Raw genomic sequence first — 21,099 nt, 5'->3', positions numbered from 1 at the left:
GGCTCGGTCTGCTGCAGGGGGTGGCTCATGGATCGGGCGGGCGGCGGCAGCCTGGCTTACTGCGTGGCCCAGGCGGCAAAGCGCTTTTCGAGCGCCTCGCCCTGGTCCGACCAGAAGCCCACGCTGAACTGCAGGGCTTCCTTGGCATTGGTGGCCGAGGTGGGCAGGTCGTCCAGCACCTTCTTGTCCAGCTTGGCCAGCGCCTTGGTGTTGGCAGGGCCGTAGGCGATGTTCTGGGCGTACACGCTCTGGTTGTCGGCCTGCATGCCAAACGCGATGAACTTCAGTGCTGCGTCCTTGTTGGGTGCGCCCTTGGGGATGACCCAGTAGTCCAGGTCGTAGATGCCGCCGGGCCAGTAGATCTTGAGGTTGCGGCCTTCGCGGTTGGCGGCGTCGATGCGGCCGTTGTACACCGTGGTCAGCGCCACATCGCCCGCCACCAGGAACTGCGGCGCCTGGGCACCGGCTTCCCACCACTGGATGTGGGGCTTGAGCTCGGTCAGCTTCTTGAAGGCGCGGTCGGCGCCGTCCTTGGTGGCCAGCACCTTGTACACGTCGGCGGGCTTCACGCCGTCGGCCAGCAGCGCAAATTCGAGGTTGTAGCGCGCGCCCTTGCGCATGCCGCGCTTGCCGGGGATCTTCTTGGTGTCCCAGAAATCGGCCCAGCCCGTGGGCGCGGTCTTGAGCTTGTCGCCGTTGTAGGCCATCACGGTGGACCATACAAAAATGCCCACGGCGCAGTCGCTCACGGCGGCGGGCAGCAGGTCGGCCTGGGGGACGATCTTGCTGTAGTCGAGCTTTTCAAACAGGCCTTCGTCGCAGCCGCGCGCGGCGTCGGGCGACTCGACCTCGACCACGTCCCAGGTCACCTTCTTGGCCTCGACCATGGCCTTGATCTTGGCCTGCTCGCCGTTGTATTCCACGGCCACGACCTTGTTGCCCGCTTTCTCGTAGGGCTCGTAGAACGCTTTCTTCTGGGCATTGGCATTGGCGCCGCCAAAGTTGACGACAGTGATCTGTGGCTGCTGCGCCAGGCTGGGCAGGGCCAGGCAGGCAGACAGGGCGGCGCAGGCGATCAGGCTCTTGTTTTTCATGGTGCGGTTTCCTAGGGGTTGGGGGAGGGGACAGGGATCAACAAAAGAGGGAGCTTCAGTGCACGGTGGGCAGGGCGTAGATGCGCGTGGACTCGGTAGGAAACTCCAGCAGCACGGCGTCGCCGGGTGCGGGGTGGGGGTTGGCATCGGCACGGGTCAGCGGCAGCTTGACGGTGGCCTGTGCCTGGTCCGCACCGATGTCGCACACCAGGCGCAGGTGGTCGCCGTAGTAGATGGCGCGGGCCACCGTGGCGCGCAGGGCCGGGCCCTGGGGGGTTGTGCCGGCGGCATGCAGCGCAATGCGCTCGGGGCGGATGCAGGCCTCAGCGCGCGCGCCGGGCGCCAGCTGGTTCACGTTGAGCCCGGGCAGCCGCTGGCCGTCGGGCAGCTGCAGCGCACAGGCGGTGCCGTGGCCCTGCAGGGTGCCGGTGACCACCGTGCTGTCGCCCACAAAGCCCGCCACGAAGCGGTTGGACGGGGTTTCATACAGCGCTTCCACATCGGCCAGCTGCTGGATCACGCCTTCGTTGAACACCGCCACGCGGTCGCTCATGGTCAGCGCCTCGCCCTGGTCGTGCGTCACGTACACAAAGGTCACGCCCAGTTGGCGGTGCAGTTCTTTCAGCTCGATCTGCATGTGCTCGCGCAGCTGCTTGTCGAGCGCGCCCAGGGGTTCGTCCATCAGCACGAGCTGGGGGTTGAACACCAGGGCGCGCGCCAGCGCCACACGCTGCTGCTGGCCGCCCGACAGGCGCGCGGGCAGGCGGTCGGCCATGCCCGACAGGCGCACCATGTCCAGCGCCTTCTTCACGCGCTCGGCCTGTTCGGCCTTGGGCACCTTGCGCACGGTGAGCGGGTAGGCCACGTTCTGCCCCACGGTGAGGTGCGGGAACAGCGCGTAGTTCTGGAACACCATGCCAAAGTTGCGCTTGTGGGGCGGTGTGCGCGTGATCTGCCTGCCGTCCAGCAGGATGTCGCCGGCGGTGGGGGATTCAAACCCCGCCAGCATCATCAGCGTGGTGGTCTTGCCCGAGCCCGAGGGGCCGAGCAGGCTCAGGAACTCGCCGCGCTGGATGTCCAAATCCAGCGCGCGCACCACAAGCTGTTCGCCGTCGTAGGTTTTTTGCACGCCGCTGAAGCGGACCAGGGGTTCTGCGTGGTTCATGGTGGTGGGGCTGTCAGGGAAAGGGGGTTCAGCCCACGGCGGCGAAGCTGTCGGCCAGGATGGCCAGGCCTTCTTGCAGCAATTCGTCCGACGCGGTCAGGGGCACCAGGATGCGGACCACGTTGCCGTAGGTGCCGCAGGACAACAGGATGAGCCCGCGCCGCGCGGCCTCGGCCACGACCTTCTTGGTCAGTGCGGCATCGGGGCGGTGCACGTCGCCGTTCTCGAACAGCTCGATGGCCACCATGGCGCCCAGGCCCCGCACGTCGCCGATGGCGGGCACCTTGGCGGCCAGGTCCTTCAAGGCCCGGACCAGCAGCGCGCCCATGTCCTGGCTGCGGGCCAGCAGGTGCTCTTTTTCAAAGGCGTCGATCACGGCCAGCGCTGCGGCGCAGGCCACGGGGCTGCCGGCATAGGTGCCGCCCAGGCCGCCGGGGCCGGGGGCGTCGATCACTTCGGCGCGGCCCACCACGCCCGACAGCGGGAAGCCGCCCGCCAGCGACTTGGCGGTGGTGATGAGGTCGGGCGCCACGGGCCACTGCTCAGAGGCGAACCAGGTGCCCGTGCGGCCCGCGCCGGTCTGCACTTCGTCGGCAATCAGCAGGATGCCGTGGCGGTCGGCCAGGGCCTTGAGGCCGGTGATGAACTCGGGCGGCGCCACGTAGAAGCCGCCTTCGCCCTGCACGGGCTCCACGATGAACGCGGCCACGCGCTCGGGCTCCATGTCGTTCTTGAAGATCAGCTCCACCGACTGCAGCGCCTGTTCCACGCTCACGCCGTGCAGCGCGTTGGGGAACAGTGCGTGGTGCACTTCGCCGGGAAAGGGGCCGAACCCGGCCTTGTAGGGCACGACCTTGCCTGTCAGGCCCAGCGTGAGGTTGGTGCGGCCGTGGTAGCCACCGGTGAAGGCGATGACACCGGGGCGCTTGGTGTGGGCGCGGGCGATCTTGATGGCGTTTTCCACGGCTTCGGCACCGGTGGTCAGCAGCAGGCTTTTCTTGGCGAATGCGCCGGGCGCCAGGGTGTTCAGGCGCTCGCACAGTTCCACATAGGGCTCGTAGGCCACCACCTGGAAGCAGGTGTGGGTGTACAGATCGAGCTGGGCCTTCACGGCGGCGATCACGCCCGCATGCAGGTGGCCGGTGTTGAGCACGGCAATGCCGCCAGCAAAGTCGATGAAGCGGCGGCCCTCCACATCCCACAGCTCGGCGTTGCGGGCCTTTTGGATAAAGAGTTCGTGGGATTGCCCCACGCCCCGCGCCACGGCGGCGTGGCGGCGGGTGAGGAGGGCGGCGTTGGTGAAGTGGCGGTCTTGTTGCATGGCGTTGGATCGGGGAGTGGGCTGCGAAATGAAGGAATGGGGCGAATTCTGGAAGTCGCGCCACGGACCGTCCATGTACAGCGGAGCGCTGTTTTGCGCGCACTGTGCAGGTCTAAAATCCTGTACAGGCAATCCCTGATCTGGTGTGCGCCAACACGGTGCACAATTCGCCCCCTTTTTTGCTCTCCTGATGCTCACTCTCAGCCCGGACCTCCAGACACCTCTGGTCAGCCAGATCGTCGATGGTCTGCGGGGCCTCATCACCGGGCAGGTGCTCAAGCCCGGCAGCAAACTCCCGTCCATCCGTGCTTTTGCGGCGGCCCATGGGGTGAGCGTGTTCACCGTGGTCGAGGCCTACGACCGGCTGGTGGCGCAGGGCTGGCTGGTGTCGCGGGCCAATGCGGGCTTTTTCGTGAAGCGGCGGGGCGACGAGGGCGCGGCGCCCGGCGCTGGTGCGCCAGAGCGGCCGGTGCCCCGCTTTGATGCGCGCTGGTACCTCAAACAGATTTTTGAAAACCGCAACCTGCCCATGAAGCCGGGCTGCGGCTGGCTGCCCCATGACTGGCTGTTTGGCGATGCGGTCAAGCGCAGCATGCGGCAGCTCTCGTCGGATGGCCCCGAGCTGGACGGCTACGGCCTGCCGCATGGCCACATGGCGCTGCGCATGGTGGTGGCCGAGTCGCTGGCCGAACACCACCTGGCGGTGGATGCCGACCAGGTGCTGCTCACACAAGGCTCCAGCCAGGCGCTGGACCTGGTGGCGCGCCGCCTGGTCAAGCCGGGCGATGTGGTGCTGGTGGACGACCCGGGCTATCCCAACCTGCTGTTCATGCTGCGCTTTGCAGGGGCCCATCCGATCGGCGTGCCACGCACGGCCACGGGCTACGACCTGCCCGCGCTGGAAGCCCTGCTGGCCGAGCACAAGCCCACGGTGTTCTTTACCCAGCCGCGCCTGCAAAGCCCCACCTGCTCGGTGGCCTCGGTGGCGCAGCTGCACCGCCTGCTGCAGCTGGCCGACCAGCATGGCTTCATGCTGGTCGAAAACGACATCTACGCCGACATGGACACCGGCGTGCGCCCCTCGCTGGCCAGCCTGGACCAGCTCAACCGCGTGATTTACCTGGGCAGTTTCTCCAAGACGATTTCGCCCAACCTGCGCACGGGCTTCTTGGTGGCGCGGCGCGATCTGCTCGATGAGCTGGTGCAGCTCAAGATGGTCTCGGGCCTGACCTCGTCCGAGATCACCGAGCGCATCACCTTTGGCGTGGTGACGGATGGCCGCTGGCGCAAGCACCTCAAGTCGCTGCGCGAGCGGCTGGCCGAGGCGCACCGCACGGTGGGGCGGCGCCTGCTGAGCCTGGGGTTCGAGCTGTTCCACGAGCCCGAGGCAGGCATGTACCTCTGGGCCCGCCACCCGGACCTGCCCGACAGCGCCGAGCTGTCGAAGGAGGCCACCGGCGCGGGCATCCTGCTCGGGCCGGGGCAGCTGTTCCTGGTGGAGCCGCGCCCCACGGGCTGGCTGCGCTTCAACGTGTCGTTCAGCCAGGATGAGCGCATGTGGCGCTTTCTGGAGCAGCGCATCGAGCTGGGGCAGCAGACCGCCCTGTAGCCCTGCGCTTTGCCGCAAAGGCTTTTGGGCTTGTAGCGCGCGTCTGCTGTGCCCTACCAGCTATCAAATTGATAGTTTTTGTGGCGGTGGAGTTAGCGGTCGATGATGCGCCGGGCAAACCGCTCCAGGTACTCCATCAGCTGCTCGGCGCCGGCCATGGCCTGGGCTTCGTCGCCGCTGGCGATGCCCTGGGCCAGTTGCATGTGCGCGCGGGCGCCTTCGGACACCTCGCCTTCGTGCTGGTAGGCATACCAGAAGCGGCGGCACAGCACGATGAGCGGGGCCACGGACTTGACGGCCGACTGGTTCTGGCTGGCCTGGTGGGTGACCAGGTCCAGCTCGTGGTCGGCCAGCATGTAGTCGTCCAGGTGCCCTCGCTCGGCGGCTTCCATCATTTTTTCGGCACAGCGCACGATGGCCTGGCGCTGTGGCCCGGTGGCGCGGCGCGCGGCGCAGGAGGCCAGCAGGCGTTCAAGCACGCGGCGGGTCTGGATCACGTCCAGGTGGTCGGCCAGGTCGATGTTGGAGACCTGCAGGCCCCGGCGCGGCTGCTGCACGATGAGGCCGATCGACACCATGCGCAGCAGGGCTTCGCGCACGGGGGTGCGGCCCAGGCCCGTGCGTTCGGCGATGTCGGCCTCCACCACGGGGCTGCCGGGCTGCAGCTGCAGGGTGGCAATCATGGTCTCGATGGCGTCGTAGGCCACGTCCGCCGCGCGCCGCTTGGGTGCTGGTTCTCGCTGGGAGGGGGGGCTGCGGAGTGTCATCGGGCGTGGAGGGCTGGGCGTTGCGGGAGGCCGCATCTTATGGGATGCGGCCCCGGGGCCTGTCAGAGGCTGGCGCCTGCCTTGCGCAGCTCGGCAATCTGGGGCGACTTGGGCAGCCACATCTTGTCGAACTCCTGGATCAGGCCGTCGGGGTTGAAGGACGATGCGGTCTTGAAGGCGATGGAGGTGCCCTTGAACTTCTCGACCAGGCCGGCCTCGGTGGCCACGATGTCGTTGATCTGCGCATCCAGCGACTGGGCCACCAGCTTGCGGATGAGGTCCTTGTCCTTGGCGTCCAGGCCCTGCCAGATGCGCCCTGACACCAGGGGCGCGAAGGGCATGAACAGCGCATTCATCTGCAGCAGGGTTTTGGCCACCTTGTCGAAGCGCTGGTTCCATGAGAACTCGATGTCGGCCTCCAGCCCGTCCACCTGGCCGTTGCTCATCGCGTCGAACACCTGCGGCGTGGGAATGGGCGTGGGCGCGGCGCCCAACATTTGATAAAAGTCGCGGTACACGGGCGTGGGGTTGATGCGCAGCTTCATGCCCTTGATATCGGTGGGCAGGGCGATGTCCTTGGTGGAGAACACGGCGCGCATGCCGGTGATGCCCCAGCCCAGGCCGATGGTGCCCGTCTCGCGCGGCAGTGCCTCCAGCAGCTTGGTGGCGGCCGGGTGCTTGACCAGCTTGGCCACGGCGGGCGTGGAGCGCACCAGGTAGGGCGCGTTGATGGCGGCGATGCTGGCCACGCGCGAGCCCAGCTCGGCCGCCTGGATCCAGCCCATGTCGAGCGCGCCCGACTGCAGCTGCTGCATCATGGCCGCCTCGTTGCCCAGCTGGCCCGAGTGGAAGACCGTGACGCTCAGGCGGCCGTCGGTTTCCTTCTTGATCGCCTCGCCAAACTGCAGCGCCGCGCGGTTCCACGAGTGGCCGGCGGGCGTGATCAGGCCCAGGCGGAACTCCTTGGCGTCGGCGGCGCGCACCAGGGCCGGAAAGCCCAGCCCCGTGACGGTGGCTGCGGCCACGGCATGGCGCTGGATGAAATGGCGGCGGGTGACAGTGTGGGCGGGCTGGGTCGTCATGGTGAACTCCGTGTGAAAGAACCTTGGGAGGGGGACGGGGATTTGCCGGGCGGCGGGCTACTTGAGCAAACCGAGCGACAGGCTGGGGAACAGCGACAGCATCACCAGCGCCACGCAGCTGATGATGAAAAACGGCAGCGTCACGATGAACATCTTTCCGGGCTTGGCCCCAGTGACGGCGGATGCAACAAAGAAGCTCAGGCCCACGGGCGGGGTCATCAGCCCCAGCACCAGGTTGACGACGATCACCACGCCAAAGTGGCGCGGATCGATGTGGTAGACCTCGGTGGCAATGGGCAGCAGGATGGGCGCGGTCATGATGAGGCCGGGGATGCCATCGATCACGGTGCCGATGACCAGCAGGATCACGTTGGTGAGCAGCAAAAAGGTGACAGGGTCGTGCGCCACGGTCTGCACCCAGGCGGCCACCATCTGCGGCACCTTGCCGTAGATCAGCAGCCACGAGAACACCGCGGCCGCCGCCACCAGGAACAGCACGATGGCCGAGTAAATGGCCGAGCGCAGCAGGATGGCGGGCATCGCACTGAACCGGAACTCCTTGGTCACATAGCGCCCCACCAGGGCCGAGGCCAGCGCGCCCACGGCCGCCGATTCGGTGGGGTTGGCCAAGCCACTCAGGATGGAGCCCACGATGATGATGGGGATCAGGAGTGTGGGGCTGGCCTGCACCACGGTGCGCGCGCGCTGGGCCAGCGTGCGCTTTTCGCTGCGCGGGTAGTCATACACAAAACCCATGAGCGCGATCACGATGAAGAACAGCACCGTGAGCAGCACGCCGGGCAGGATGCCGGCAATCAGCATGTCGCCCACGGCCACCTGGGCCAGCACGCTGTAGACCACGAACATCACCGAAGGCGGGATGATGGGGCCCAGCATGCCGCCATACACCGTGAGGCCGGCCGCAAAGGTCTTGTCGTAGCCCTGCTTTTCCATCTCGGGCACCATCACTTGCGACATGATGGCCACCTGCGCCGTGGCCGAGCCGATGATGGACGACACCAGCATGTTGGCGAGGATGTTCACGTAGGCCAGGCCGCCCTTGACCGAGCCGATGAAGGCCATCGACAGGTCCACCAGCCGGCGCGTGATGCCGCCGCTGTTCATGATCTCGCCGATCAGGATGAACAGCGGGATGGCGATGAGGCCGTAGCTGTCCACCCCGCCGAACATCTGCAGGGGGAAGGACTGGAACAGCACCGGGCTGCCAATGCTGAGGATGTACACCGCGCCCGACAGGCACAGGCACACCCCGATGGGCACGCCCACCATCAAGGCGGCGAGGAAGAACAGGGTGGTGATCATGGCGGGGCTCTGGTGGTGGGTGTGTCAGTTGACGGCGTCGGCGTTGACCACGTCGAAGCCAGCGTGTTGCACGCGCTCGGCGGCGCCCATGTCTTCGAGCAGGTTGGCCAGGGCGTGCACGCTGAAGGTGGCCGAGAAGGCGGGCAGGATCAGTTGCAGCACCCAGGTGGGCCAGTTCAGCGTCTGGGTGCGTTCGGTGTAGAGGAAGTTGAAGCTCTCGGCCGCAAACTCCTTGGCGTCAAAGCCATGGCGCGCGATGCCCACCGGGTCCATCCACACCCAGCACATCGTCAGCATGGCCAGGCCGAACAGCAGCACGCCCGAGGTGGCCACCACCTTGAACGCCTTGGCGCCCCGGGCGCCGAGGTGGTCGGTCAGCATGGTCACGGCAAAGTCCATGCGCAGCCGCGTCATGACCGAGGCGCCCACGAAGGTCAGCCAGACCACCGTGTACACCGCCGCCTCGTCCACCCAGTAGATCGGCATGCCGGTGTAGCGCGTCACCACGTTGAGCAGGATCAGCACCACCAGCAAGGTCATGAGGGCGGTGAGCAGCTGCCGCTCGGTGCGCAGCACCTGGGTGGACAAGGCCAGCACCCAGCGGACAGGGGCGCGTGGCGTGCGTGGCAACCGGGCTTGCGGGGCAGGGGGGCTGGGGTGGGTGGACATGGTGGGGGCGAAGGAGGAGGGGTGTGCCGTGGGTGAGAGGGAAACCGTGTGTTTTTAATATCTGACAAATATATTTAAAAGCAAGATGGATGCCTGGAGGGTGCGGGTAAGCCCTGAAGAAAGGGACGGGGCGTGGCCGGAGGTGCGCCGTCAGCCCGTGGGCGCTTCGGGGGTGGCGGGCGTGGGCGTGCAGGCGGCCAGCGTGCCGATGCGTGCCGGCGCCAGCAGGTGCCGTGGCGCGGCGGGCGTCCAGCCGAACAGCTGCTGCGTGGCGGCACCGCAGATGCGCCCCTGGCAGGCGCCCATGCCGCAGCGGGTGTGCAGCTTGGCGTCGATCCAGCCCTGGCGCGGGGCCAGGTCGGCATAGGGCACGTCTTCGCAGCGGCATACGAGGGTGTCGGGGCGGGCCAGGGTGTTGATGGCAGCGTTCAGCACAAACGATGCCTGCAGGGCCTGTGCAAAGCCGTCCCAGCGTGCGAGCTGTGGGCGCAGCGCCCGGGCCTGCTGCACCTGCCCCGCCGCCGCATGGCCGGCCATGGCACCCTGCACCAGGGCGCGTTCGCTGCCGCCAAAGCCGGTGCATTCCCCGGCGGCGTATACGCCGGGCACGCTGGTGCGCATCTGCGCATCCACGGCCAGGCCCTGGCCATTGCTCAGCGGCCCGCCCAGGGCGCAGCCCAGCAGCTGCCCCAGTTGGGTGTTGGGCACCAGGCCAAAACCGCAGGCCAGGCGGTCGCAGGCGATGGTTTCTTCGCCTTGCATCCCCCGGCGCAGCCGTACCGACTGCACCTGGACGGTGCCTTGTGCCTCCAGCACATGGGTGCTTGCACGCAAATGGGGGTTGAGCAGCGCAAGGGCCTGCAGAGCCTTGGCGGGCCAGCGCGACAGTTGCGCAGCAAAGCCCGCAAGGGATGCCCAGGAGGCCTGCTCGGCAATGCGCACCACGGTGGCCCCTGCCTGGGTGGCGGTGGCTGCCGCTGCCAGCAGCAGCGGGCCTGTGCCGGCCATGGCGATGCGCTGGCCGCGCACATCCAGCCCCGCCTTGATGAGCGCCTGCAGCGCACCTGCACCCGTCACGCCGGGCAGCGTCCAGCCCGGAAAAGGCAGCAGCAGCTCGCGCGCGCCGGTGCACAGCACGGTGCGGTGGCTGTGTTGGGTCCAGCCCCGGTCGGCGTCTTCCAGCAGCAGGGCGGGGGCCTTGTCCGTGGGGTGGGTGGCCCCCAGCCCGACCACCCGGGTGCCGGTGAGCACGCGGATGTTGGTGTGCTGGGCGAGGGCGCTGCGGTGTTGCTGCGCCAGCGCGGGCAGTGCAACCTGCGGGCCGTCGCGCCAGATCTGGCCGCCGGGCTGCGGGTTGTCGTCCACCACCGTGATGGAGGCGCCGCTGGGGGCCGCCGCCAGCGCTGCGGCCATGCCGGCCGGGCCCGCGCCGATGATGAGGAGGTCGCAGTGCTCGTGAGGGGCGGAGGGCGGGGCCGTGGGGGTCATGGGCATGGCGTGGCGCTCCCGGGGGCGGTGCCCGCGTCGGTGTGGATCTGCAGGCCTTCGGTGCACATCGTCTGGCAGGCCAGGCGGATGCGGCCCTGGATGCGCACCCGGCATTCGTGGCACACGCCCATGCCGCACAGCGGTGTACGTGCCTCGCCCGTGACCGAGGTGCGCGCGTTGCCTGGCGGCTGCTGCGCCAGCGCGGCGGCCACGCTGGTGCCGGCGGGCGCCTGCCGGGGGATGCCGTCCACGGTGATCTGCACAGTGTGCGATGGGCTGGAAGGGGATGTCATGCGGCACCCAAGGAGTCAAAACGCCATGCCGCATAAGGCGTGGGGTCGATCGGGGGCGTGCCCCCGGTGATCTGTGCGGCCAGCAACTGCGCCGTGGCGGGGGCGGTGGTCACGCCCAGGCCCTCGTGGCCCACGGCCAGCCAGAGGTGGGGGTGCTCCGGGTGCGGGCCGATGATGGGCAGGCTGTCGGGCGTGGCGGCGCGAAAGCCGGTCCAGGTGCGGATGGCATTGAGGTCGGCCAGGCCGGGCAGATAACTGAGCGCCCGCTGCAGCATGCGTGCCAACACGGCGTGGTTGACGGCCGGATCGGTGGTGTCGAACTCGCGCGACGAGCCGATCAGCAATTGCCCCGTGGGCCGGGGTTGCACATTGAAGGCCACCGAGGTGCCATCGCTGTGGTGCGCGCTGGTGATGTAGCCCAGCTCCACCAATTGGTGGTGCACGGTGCCGGGGTAGCGGTCGGTGATGACGAGGTGGCCCTTCTTGGGGCGCAGCGGCAGGCCGGGACACAGCTGCGGGGCGTGCATGCCGCTGGCCAGCACGATGGCGCCCGCACTGCGCTGGCTGCCGTCGCGCAGGGCGACGGTATGGCCGTCGATGCGCGTGGCTTCGGCCTGTTCAAAAACAACGTTCCCATGCGCTGCGGCCTGGTCTAGCAGCCACTGGGCTGCGCGCGGGGCATAGACCACGCTGTCGCCCTGCACTTGGAGCGCGCCCGCCAGGCCGGGGCGCAGCGCGGGTTCGCTGCGGGCCAGGGCAGCGGCATCCAGCATGTCGCAGGCGATGCCGTGGGCCTGCAGGGTGGCGCGCTTGTCGTGTGCGGCCTGCAGCTCGGCATCGTTGGCGGCCAGCCAGAGCGTGCCGCAGGCGGTGAAGGCACAGCCTGCATCCATGCGCGGCGCCCAGGCATGCCAGAGGTCCAGCGATGTGCGGCTCAGCGCCAGTTCGGCAGGGTTGTCGTCCATCACCACCAGGTGGCCCATGCCCGCCGCCGTGGCACCCCCCAGCCGCGCGTCGATAACGCGCACCGACAGCCCGGCCAGGGCCAGCGCATGGGCGCAGGCGGCGCCGACGATGCCAGCGCCAATCACAAGGACATCGGTAGTTTGCATGGGGGCCTGTGCGGATGGCAAAGGCCGGGTTACAGCCGGATGCCCCAGCCGAAAGGGTCGCTGTCTTCGATGAGCAGGGTCGCCTCGGCGCTCATGTGGGCGCGGCCGCGCAGCGTGGGGATGAGCTTGCCATCGCCCTGCAGCGCGTAGCTGGCCTCGAACTGGCTGCCGATGATGCTGGCCTGGCGCCAGACGGCACCGGGTGCGAGCTTGCCGTCTGCGGCCAGGCAGGCAATCTTGGCGCTGGTGCCGGTGCCGCAGGGCGAGCGGTCGTAGGCCTTGCCGGGGCACAGCACGTAGTTGCGGCTATTGGCGGGGACATAGGCGGGGTCCTCGGCGTTGTCGTCGTCGGCAAACAGCTCGATGTGGTCGATCTCGCCGCCGTTGTCGCCCCGGACGCCCTGGTCCTTGAGGGCCTGCTGCACGGCGCAGCTGTAGTGCATCAGCGCCTCCAGGTTGTCGCTGGCCACGCGCTGGCCGTGGTCGGAGATCAAAAAGAACCAGTTGCCGCCCCAGGCCACGTCGCCCACCACGCGCCCATGGCCGGGTACATCCACTGCCAGTTGGTGGTGCAGCCGGTAGGCGGGCACGTTGCGCACGCTGACCGAGCCATCGGCGTGCAAGGTGGTGGTGACGGTGCCCACGGGGGTTTCGATGCGGTGCTCGCCGGGCTGGATGCGGCCCAGATAGGCCAGCGATGCCACCAGGCCGATGGTGCCGTGGCCGCACATGCCGAGGTAGCCGCTGTTGTTGAAGAAGACCACGCCCGCCGCGTTGGCCGGGTCTTGCGGCTCGCAGAGCAGGGCGCCCACCACCACGTCGCTGCCGCGCGGCTCCAGCACGGTGGCGGCACGCCAAGCGTCGTGCTCGCGCGCCAGCCGCTCGCGCCGCTCGGCCATGCTGCCCGCGCCCAGGTCGGGAAAGCCGCCGACGACCAGCCGTGTGGGCTCGCCGCCGGTGTGGGAGTCAAGGATCTGGATGCGTTTCATGGCGTTGGCTTGAGTGACTGGGCGTGGAGGGGTCAATAGCTCGCGAGCGGTACGGGCGCGGCGTTGCGGAAGGTCAGCACGGTGATGGGCGCTTGCTGGAGGTTACCTTTGTCGTCGTAGGCATAGGTGCCCGCCACGCCCTGGTAGCTGGAGCCGACCATCTGCGCACCCACCTTGGCGGGCTGGGTGGAGTTGGACTTCTGCATCGCGTCGGCCATGAACATCACCTGGTCATAGTAGGACGCGGCATAGGCGTCGGCGTCGAGCTTGAAGCGTGTCTTGTACTTGGCCTTGAACGCCGGGCCGCTGGCCACCTTGTCGAGCATGGTGCCGCCCTGCGCGCAGACCACGGTGTCGTTCACGGCGTCGCCGCCGAGCTTGCCGACTTCGGGGCTGCACAGGGTGTCGCCGCCCAGCAGCTTGGCGGTGAGACCGAGCTGCTTCATCTGCCGTGCCATGGGGGCGGCCTGGGGCGCATAGCCGCCAAAGAAGATGGCCTGGGGCTGCTTGGCCTTGAGGCTGGTGAGGATGGAGAGGAAATCGGTGGATTTGTCGGTGGTGAACTCCTGGCCCACCACCGTAAGGCCCTGCTTCTTGGCCTCTTTGGTGAACTGGTCGGCCACGCCCTGGCCGAAGGCGGTGCGGTCGTCGATCACGGCCACCTGCTTCACCTTGAGCACCTGGGCGGCATACACGGCCATGTTCGAGCCGATCTGGGTGTCGCTGGCGATGATGCGGAACAGGTTCTTGTAGCCGCCTTCCGTCACCTTGGGGTTGGTGCCCACGGTGGACACCATGGTGCCGCCGTCGTTGTAGACCCGCGACGCGGGGATGGCCACGCCCGAGCAATAGGGCCCCATGACGAACTTCACACCGCTGTCTACCAGCTTCTGCGCCACGCTCACACCGGTGCGCGCGTCGCACTGGTCGTCTTCCGACACGAGTTCGAATTTTAGCGTTTTGCCCTCGACCACGATCTTTTTCGCGTTGAGCTCCTCGATGGCCAGGCGCACGCCGTTCTCGTTGTCCTTGCCCGCAAAGGCGTTGGGGCCCGAGAGCGGGCCACTGTGGCCGATCTTGACCACCTGCTCCTGCGCGCTGGCGTGGTGGGCATGGCCCGCCAGCAGCAAGGCCGCGATGGCAGCGGGCGTGAGCGTCCGAAATCCGAAAGATGCACGTGTCATGGAAAACCTCTTGTGTGTGCTTGATGGAAAGGGCCGGTGTCTCGTCCGGCCCGGTGACGGAAACAGGTAAACGGGCGGCTTGTCAGGCCACGGACTGGTACTTTGTCGGGCGGGTTTCGAGCGCCTTGCGGACCACACGCTCGACAAACGCGCGCTCCTCGCCCACCAGCGGCAGGCGGGGGCGGCGCATGTGTTCGGTGCCCACACCCACCAGCAGGTCGATGAGCTTCAGGTTCTGCACCAGTTTGTTGGACACATCCAGGTGCAGCATGGGCGTCATCCACTGGTACAGCGGCAGCGCCTCGGCAAATTGGCCGGCCTTCATCAGGTCGTAGAGCGCCACGGTCTCGCGCGGGAAGGTGCAGCCCACGCCGGCCAGCAGGCCGTCGCAGCCCAGGGCCAGGCCTTCGTAGGCGAGGTCGTCCACGCCCAGGAAGAGCTGGTAGCGGTCGCCCACGGTGTTGCGCAGGTCGGTGATGCGGCGAATGTCGCCCGTGCTTTCCTTGATGGCGGCGATCCACTCGCAGTCGGCCAGCTCCAGCATGTGCTCGGGCTTCAGGTCTACGCGGTAGGCCACGGGGTTGTTGTAGACCATCAGCGGGCGCTGAGCCGCACCGGCCATGGCGCGCACATTGGCCATGGCCTCGCGCGCGTCGGCCACGTAGATCACCGAGGGCATGACCATGTAGCCCGCCACGCCCAGCTGGTTGGCGCCGTCGATGTAGCGCAGGGCTTCGCGGGTGCTGGTTTCGGACACATTGGCCAGCACGGGCACGCGGCCGTCGGCGGCTTCGAGGGCGATCTGGGCGACCTTCAGCTTCTCTTCCAGGCTCAGCGTGCTGGCTTCGCCCAGCGAGCCGCAGGTGACCAGGCCGTGGATGCCGTTGCGGATCTGGAAGTCGATGTGGCGGGCCGTGCCCTCAGCGTCGATGGACTCGTCGGCGTGAAACTTGGTGGTGATGGCGGGGAAGATGCCTTGCCAGCGGGGTTGGGGGTTCACAGGGGCTCCTTGGGGTGAAAAGTGGATGGGTGGCTTGGTTGTTAAATATATTAGCAAGATATTTAAAACGCGCAAGCGGAAAAACAGGGGGTGCGGCGCAGCGCTGGCAGCAGGGCGCTGTCGCAATCCGGCCACGGTGGTGAAGTTGGCAAACCTATAATGAAAGGTTGGTCCCGATAGGCGGCCTGCAGGCATTGGCCTGCAGGGCAACTAGGCATTGGCCTGCTGTGTGCAACCACTCCACCACACCATGAGCATTCCCACTTTTTCTGTCGCTGACATCCGCAAGTCCTTCCTGGACTTCTTCGTCTCCAAGGGCCACACCGTCGTGGCGTCCAGCCCTCTGGTGCCCGGCAACGACCCCACGCTGATGTTCACCAACTCGGGCATGGTGCAGTTCAAGGATGTGTTCCTGGGCACCGACAAGCGCTCGTACAACCGGGCGGTCTCCGTGCAGGCCTGCCTGCGTGCGGGTGGCAAGCACAACGACCTGGAGAACGTGGGCTACACCGCGCGCCACCACACTTTCTTTGAAATGCTGGGCAACTGGTCGTTTGGCGACTACTTCAAGCGCGAATCGCTCAAGTGGGCCTGGGAACTGCTGACCGAGGTCTACAAGCTGCCGCCCGAGCGCCTGCTGGCCACGGTCTATCAGGAAGACGACGAGGCCTACGACATCTGGACCAAAGAAATCGGCCTGCCACCCGAGCGTGTGATCCGCATCGGCGACAACAAGGGCGGCCGCTACAAGTCCGACAACTTCTGGATGATGGCCGACACCGGCCCCTGCGGTCCCTGCTCGGAGATCTTCTACGACCACGGCCCGCACATTGCTGGCGGCCCCCCTGGCAGCCCCGATGAAGACGGCGACCGCTTCATCGAGATCTGGAACAACGTGTTCATGCAGTTCGACATGGCCGAAGACGGCTCGGTCACGCCGCTGCCTGCGCCCTGCGTGGACACCGGCATGGGCCTGGAGCGCCTCGCCGCCATCCTGCAGCACGTGCACAGCAATTACGAAATCGACCTGTTCGACGCGCTGATCAAGGCCGCCGGCCGTGAGACCGGCGTGGCCGACCTGAACCACAAGAGCCTGCGCGTGATCGCCGACCACATCCGTGCCACCGCCTTCCTGGTGAGCGACGGCGTGATCCCCAGCAACGAAGGCCGCGGCTATGTGCAGCGCCGCATCGTGCGCCGCGCCATCCGCCATGGCTACAAGCTGGGCAAGAAGACCCCGTTCTTCCACAAGCTGGTGGCCGACCTGGTGCGCTTGATGGGCGATGCCTACCCGTCGCTGCGTGCGCAGGAGCAGCGCATCACCGACGTGCTCAAGACCGAGGAAGAGCGCTTCTTTGAAACGCTGGCCAATGGCATGGAAATCCTGGACGCCACCCTGGACGGCGGCGCCAAGGTGCTGCCCGGCGACGTGGCCTTCAAGCTGCACGACACCTACGGCTTCCCGCTCGACCTGACCAACGACGTGTGCCGCGAGCGCGATGTCGAGGTGGACGAAGCGGGCTTCAAGGCTGCGATGGAAAAGCAGAAGGCCCAGGCCCGCGCTGCTGGCAAGTTCAAGATGGACAAGGCGCTGGAGTACACCGGTGCGGCCAACCAGTTCACCGGCTACGAGCACTTGGCCGAGACGGCAAAAATCGTGGCCATCTACGTCGATGGGACCAGCGCTGCCGCCCTGAAGGCCGGCCAGAACGGCGTGGTCGTGCTCGACACGACACCGTTTTACGCTGAAAGCGGTGGCCAGGTGGGTGACGAGGGTGCCATCACCAGCGGCTCGGCCCGTTTTGCCGTGGGCGACACGCTCAAGATCAAGGCCGATGTGTATGGCCACCACGGCACGCTCGAAGAGGGCACGTTGAACGTGGGCGACACCGTGCAGGCGCAGGTCAACACCGCCGTGCGCGCCGCCACCATGCGCAACCACTCGGTCACGCACATCATGCACAAGGCGCTGCGCGAAGTGCTGGGCAGCCATGTGCAGCAAAAGGGCAGCCTGGTCAACGCCGATCGCACGCGCTTCGACTTTGCCCACAACGCGGCCGTGAGCAGCGCCGAGATCCGCGAGATCGAGCGCCGCGTGAACGAGGAAATCCTGGCCAACACCGCCACCGGCGCGCGTGTGATGGACATCGAATCGGCCCAGAAGACCGGCGCCATGATGCTGTTCGGTGAAAAGTACGGCGAGACCGTGCGCGTGCTCGACATCGGCACCAGCCGCGAACTCTGCGGCGGCACGCATGTGCACCGCACGGGCGACATCGGCCTGTTCAAGGTGGTGGGTGAAGGCGGCGTGGCCGCTGGCGTGCGCCGCATCGAGGCGGTGACGGGCGCGAATGCGCTGGCCTACCTGCAGAGCCTGGAAGACACGGTCAGCCAGGCCGCCAGCACCCTCAAGGCGCCGGTGGCCGAGCTCAACGGCCGCATCAGCCAGGCGCTGGACAATGCCCGCGCGCTGGAGAAGGAAGTGGCGGCCCTGAAGGGCAAGCTGGCCTCCAGCCAGGGTGACGAGCTGGTGAACCAGGCGGTGGATGTGAAGGGCCTCAAGGTGCTGGCGGCGGCGTTGCCCGGTGCCGACGCCAAGACCCTGCGCGACACCATGGACAAGCTCAAGGACAAGCTCAAGACCGCCGCCATCGTGCTGGCCGCCGTGGAGGGCGACAAGGTGCAGATCGCCGCTGGCGTGACGGCCGACAGCGTGGGCAAGCTCAAGGCGGGCGAGCTGGTCAATTTTGTGGCCAGCCAGGTGGGCGGCAAAGGTGGTGGCAAGCCCGACATGGCCATGGCCGGTGGCACCGATGCCGCCAAGCTGCCTGCAGCGCTGGCATCGGTGACCGGCTGGGTCACGCAGCAGCTGGGCTGATGCCCTCCGGCTTTGCCATGGCGGTGCTGGGGCCGCGGTGGCAAAGCCTTGCACCTGCCCAGGCGGCCGGTGCACCGGGCTTGCCAAAAAGGGGATGACGGAACAAGGATTTCGCCCCTACATTCGGCCGCATGGACGACACCCTGCGCGAAAGCCCGCCCCAGCCGCCGCCCGCCGTTTCTGGCCAATCCCCAGTCCTGATGGACCCGTCAGTGGCCGACCTGCCCTGGTGGCGGCGCATCACGGTGCCGTTCGAGGTGTTGATCGCCTCCGTCGTGGTCGCGGCCATGCTGCTGCTCACGGCGCTTTTGGTCTACCAGGTGAGCACCAGCGCACGCCAGGCCATCATTGCGGCATCGGACGACAGCGCGCAGCACATCAGCCAGCTGGTGGCCGAGCGGGTGCAGCGCATCGTGGACCCGGCCGATGCCTCCATCCGCCTGCTGGCATTCGACCCCATTGCCTCGGCCACTTCCCTGCCTGCGCGCATGCGCCGCCTGCCGGTGCTGGCGCGCCTGCTGGAGCAGAACCCGCTGCTGTCGGCCGTGTTCATCGGCTACCCCGACGGCCAGTTTTTGCTGGTGCGCCCGGTGCGCGACGAGGCGATGCGCCTGCGGCTGGATGCGCCCCGCGAAACCGCTTTTCTCGTGCAGTCCATGGCACGCGAGCGGGGCGTGAGCAGCATGGTGGGGCGCTGGAGCTACTACGACGCGGCGCTGCGCCAGATCGACTCTTCCGTGCGGCCCGAGTACCGCTACGACCCGCGTGCGCGCCCCTGGTATGCGGAGGCGGCAGAGAGAAACACCCAGATTCTGACGGCACCCTATGTGTTTTTCACCACGCAGGAGGTGGGCGTCACGCTGAGCCAGCCCAGTGAGGACGGGCGCGCCGTGATCGGGCTGGATGTGGCGCTGACCGATCTGGGGCGCGAGATTGCCGGGCTGCGCCTGATGCCCCGCACCGAAATCGCGGTGGTGGACAAAGACCTGCGCGTGCTGGCCTACCCGGACATGTCCCGGGTGCTGGCGCGCAGCGGGGAGTCACCCGGCCTGCGGCTGCGCGCGCTGGGGGATCTGGGGGTGGGCAGCCTGCAGGCCATGCAACTGCAGGGCCCGCAAGGCGGCAAGCCGCAGCGCGTGGTGGCCGATGGCGAGGAGTGGCTGGCCCGTGCCTTGCCGCTGGCGTCGATGCGCTGGCAAGGGCTGCAGATCCTCATGGCCATTCCCACCGGCGAATTGCTGGCGGACGTGAACGAGAACCTGCGGCGCCAGGTGTGGCTGTCGGTGTCGCTTATCGCGCTGATGCTGCCTTTTGGCTGGCTGGCCGGGCGGCGCGTGGGGCGCAGCCTGTCCGGGCTGGCGTCGCAGGCCCGGGCACTGGCCCGGTTCGACTTCCGCCGCCCGCCCCGCCCACTGTCGCCCGTGCGCGAGGTGCGCGACCTGGCGCAGGTGATGGACCGTATGTCGGACACGATCCAGGAGTTTCTGCACATCACCCACCACATCAGCGCCGAGTCGCGCACCGACCGGATGCTGTCGAGCGTGCTGTACGAGCTGGTGCGCGCCACCAGCTGCACCGGAGGGGCGGTGTACCTGGTGGAGCCCCAGCGTGCCGGCCTGCTGCGCGCCGCGCGCCATTGCGAGGACCCCGGGCAGCAGTCCCGCTACCCCGAACACCTGGGCATGGTGCATTTCATTAACCACACGCAGGCCCAGGAGGGGGACTTGCACGAGGACGATGACGAGACCGACGCGGTGCGTGTGCTGCGCGTGCAGCTGCGCACGCGCGACGGGCAGCCCCTGGGGCTGCTGGTGCTGCGCTATGGGGCCGGTGCGCTGCAGGACGACGCGCATTTCCGCGCCTTTGTCGAGAAGCTCTCGGGCACGCTGTCGGTGGCGATTGAAACCCGCAGCCTCATCGAGGGGCAGAAGAAGCTGCTGGACGCCGTCATCCGCCTGCTGGCCGACGCGATCGACGCCAAGAGCCCCTACACGGGCGGGCATTGCGAACGGGTGCCGCAGTTGGCCGAGGCGCTGATGCAGCGCATGTGCGAGGCCGAGGAGGGGCCTTTTGCCCAGGTGTCCATGACCGACGCCGAGCGTGACGAGTTCCGCCTGGGCGCCTGGCTGCACGACTGCGGCAAGGTCACCAGCCCCGAGCACATCATCGACAAGGCCACCAAGCTGGAGACGCTCTACAACCGCATCCACGAGGTGCGCATGCGCTTTGAGGTGCTGTGGCGCGATGCCGAGCTGGACTATTGGAAGCAGCAGGTGGCCGGCGTGGACCCTGTGCGCCTGCAGCGCGAGCTGCTGCAGCGCCGCGAGCGCCTGCAGGCCGACTTTGCGTTTGTGGCCCGCTGCAACGCCGGTGGCGAGTTCATGGCCGCTGCCGATGTGCAGCGGCTGGCCGCCATTGGCCGGCAGGTGTGGCAGCGGCATTTTGACGACCGGCTGGGCCTGTCGGCGACCGAGGCGGGGCGGCTGGTGGACGTGCCGGTGCGGCCGCTGCCGGCCAACGAGCCATTGCTGGCCGACCGGCCCGAGCACATCGTGCCCTGGGGCGCGCGCAAGCCGCCGGTGGAGGTGGGCAACCCGGCCAACCAATGGGGCTTTGACATGGTGCTGCCGCCGCAGGAGGCGCACCTGGGCGAATTGCACAACCTGTCGGTCCAGCGCGGCACGCTGACGGAGGAAGACCGCTTCAAGATCAACGAGCACATCGTGCAAACCATCACCATGCTCAGCAGCCTGCCGTTTCCGCCGCACCTGGCGCGCGTGCCGCTGATTGCGGGCTCGCACCACGAAAAGCTGGATGGCACGGGCTATCCGCGCCGCCTCAAGGCGGCCGAGCTGACCCTGGCCGACCGGGTGATGACCCTGGCCGACATCTTCGAGGCGTTGACGGCCGCCGACCGGCCCTACAAGCCGCCCAAGACCCTGACCGAGTCGTTCAGGATCATGGCCCACATGGTGCGGGAACGGCACATCGATGCCGAGGTGTTCCGCTTTTTCCTGGTCAGCGGCGTCTGGCGCGCATATGCCGGGCAGTTTTTGGCACCTGCGCAGTGCGACGCGGTGGATGTGGAGGCCCTTCTGGCGTCGCTGCCCTGAGCCTTGCCACGG

Annotated in this window: 16 protein-coding genes; 3 read left to right on the top strand and 13 right to left on the bottom strand. The window is 67.7% G+C overall.

The genetic code is table 11. From position 1 onward, the window contains the following. Window positions 1-56: 56 nt before the first annotated feature. The 3 genes from DBV10_RS14125 to gabT are packed head-to-tail and all read right to left on the bottom strand — an operon-like array spanning window position 57 to window position 3,580. Window positions 57-1,094 (bottom strand): ABC transporter substrate-binding protein, encoded by a 1,038-nt coding sequence (locus tag DBV10_RS14125; protein WP_124514253.1) that lies wholly within the window; start codon window positions 1,092-1,094, stop codon window positions 57-59. A 55-nt stretch (window positions 1,095-1,149) separates the two neighbouring features. Then, window positions 1,150-2,259: an ABC transporter ATP-binding protein gene (locus DBV10_RS14120; protein ID WP_124514252.1), complete on the bottom strand. Its 1,110-nt coding sequence runs from the start codon at window positions 2,257-2,259 to the stop codon at window positions 1,150-1,152. Window positions 2,260-2,287: 28 nt separating this feature from the next. Beyond that, complete coding sequence (gabT, locus tag DBV10_RS14115; protein ID WP_124514251.1) at window positions 2,288-3,580, bottom strand: 4-aminobutyrate--2-oxoglutarate transaminase; 1,293 nt, start codon at window positions 3,578-3,580, stop codon at window positions 2,288-2,290. A 190-nt stretch (window positions 3,581-3,770) separates the two neighbouring features. On the opposite strand from gabT, the gene DBV10_RS14110 reads away from it, so the two are divergent. Continuing rightward, the gene (locus DBV10_RS14110) at window positions 3,771-5,189 is read left to right on the top strand and encodes a PLP-dependent aminotransferase family protein (RefSeq protein ID WP_124514250.1); all 1,419 of its coding nucleotides are present in this window, start codon (window positions 3,771-3,773) and stop codon (window positions 5,187-5,189) included. Window positions 5,190-5,281: 92 nt separating this feature from the next. On the opposite strand, the gene DBV10_RS14105 is transcribed toward DBV10_RS14110, so the two are convergent. From DBV10_RS14105 to DBV10_RS14060, 10 genes are all read right to left on the bottom strand, one after another. Beyond that, complete coding sequence (locus DBV10_RS14105; protein WP_124514249.1) at window positions 5,282-5,956, bottom strand: GntR family transcriptional regulator; 675 nt, start codon at window positions 5,954-5,956, stop codon at window positions 5,282-5,284. Between the two features lie 62 nt (window positions 5,957-6,018). Continuing rightward, on the bottom strand, window positions 6,019-7,038 hold the full coding sequence (locus DBV10_RS14100) for a TRAP transporter substrate-binding protein (RefSeq protein ID WP_124514248.1): 1,020 nt from the start codon (window positions 7,036-7,038) through the stop codon (window positions 6,019-6,021). A gap of 57 nt (window positions 7,039-7,095) precedes the next feature. After that, window positions 7,096-8,361, bottom strand: coding sequence for a TRAP transporter large permease (locus DBV10_RS14095; RefSeq protein WP_124514247.1), 1,266 nt, complete (start codon window positions 8,359-8,361; stop codon window positions 7,096-7,098). Window positions 8,362-8,385: 24 nt separating this feature from the next. Further along, the gene (locus DBV10_RS14090) at window positions 8,386-9,030 is read right to left on the bottom strand and encodes a TRAP transporter small permease (protein WP_233589924.1); all 645 of its coding nucleotides are present in this window, start codon (window positions 9,028-9,030) and stop codon (window positions 8,386-8,388) included. A gap of 150 nt (window positions 9,031-9,180) precedes the next feature. Further along, window positions 9,181-10,524 (bottom strand): FAD/NAD(P)-binding oxidoreductase, encoded by a 1,344-nt coding sequence (locus DBV10_RS14085; protein ID WP_124514246.1) that lies wholly within the window; start codon window positions 10,522-10,524, stop codon window positions 9,181-9,183. Further along, window positions 10,515-10,811 (bottom strand): (2Fe-2S)-binding protein, encoded by a 297-nt coding sequence (locus DBV10_RS14080; protein WP_124514245.1) that lies wholly within the window; start codon window positions 10,809-10,811, stop codon window positions 10,515-10,517. The genes DBV10_RS14085 and DBV10_RS14080 overlap by 10 nt, the downstream gene beginning before the upstream one ends. After that, the gene (locus DBV10_RS14075; protein WP_124514244.1) at window positions 10,808-11,923 is read right to left on the bottom strand and encodes an FAD-binding oxidoreductase; all 1,116 of its coding nucleotides are present in this window, start codon (window positions 11,921-11,923) and stop codon (window positions 10,808-10,810) included. Before DBV10_RS14075 ends, DBV10_RS14080 begins: the two co-directional genes overlap by 4 nt. Window positions 11,924-11,952: 29 nt before the next feature. Further along, entirely contained in the window at window positions 11,953-12,912 is a 960-nt protein-coding gene (locus DBV10_RS14070) for a 4-hydroxyproline epimerase (protein ID WP_124514243.1), read from the bottom strand. A 32-nt stretch (window positions 12,913-12,944) separates the two neighbouring features. Beyond that, a complete protein-coding gene (locus tag DBV10_RS14065) occupies window positions 12,945-14,096 on the bottom strand; it encodes a branched-chain amino acid ABC transporter substrate-binding protein (RefSeq protein WP_124514242.1) in 1,152 nt (383 codons plus the stop codon). An 82-nt stretch (window positions 14,097-14,178) separates the two neighbouring features. Continuing rightward, window positions 14,179-15,096 (bottom strand): dihydrodipicolinate synthase family protein, encoded by a 918-nt coding sequence (locus DBV10_RS14060; protein ID WP_124514241.1) that lies wholly within the window; start codon window positions 15,094-15,096, stop codon window positions 14,179-14,181. A gap of 250 nt (window positions 15,097-15,346) precedes the next feature. Here DBV10_RS14060 and alaS point away from each other — a divergent pair, with 250 nt between their 5' ends. Continuing rightward, window positions 15,347-17,974, top strand: a complete 2,628-nt coding sequence (gene alaS / locus DBV10_RS14055) for an alanine--tRNA ligase (protein WP_124514240.1) — start codon at window positions 15,347-15,349, stop codon at window positions 17,972-17,974. 131 nt (window positions 17,975-18,105) lie between these two features. After that, window positions 18,106-21,087 carry an HD domain-containing phosphohydrolase gene (locus DBV10_RS14050; protein WP_124514239.1) on the top strand — a complete coding sequence of 994 codons (2,982 nt, stop codon included), beginning with the start codon at window positions 18,106-18,108 and terminating at the stop codon, window positions 21,085-21,087. Window positions 21,088-21,099 lie beyond the last annotated feature (12 nt).

It is taken from the genome of Acidovorax sp. FJL06, from assembly GCF_003852545.1.
Classification (GTDB): Bacteria; Pseudomonadota; Gammaproteobacteria; order Burkholderiales; family Burkholderiaceae_C; genus Acidovorax.
The sequence above is the reverse complement of the archived record's forward strand: the minus strand, read 5'-3'. Positions and strand labels throughout refer to the sequence as shown.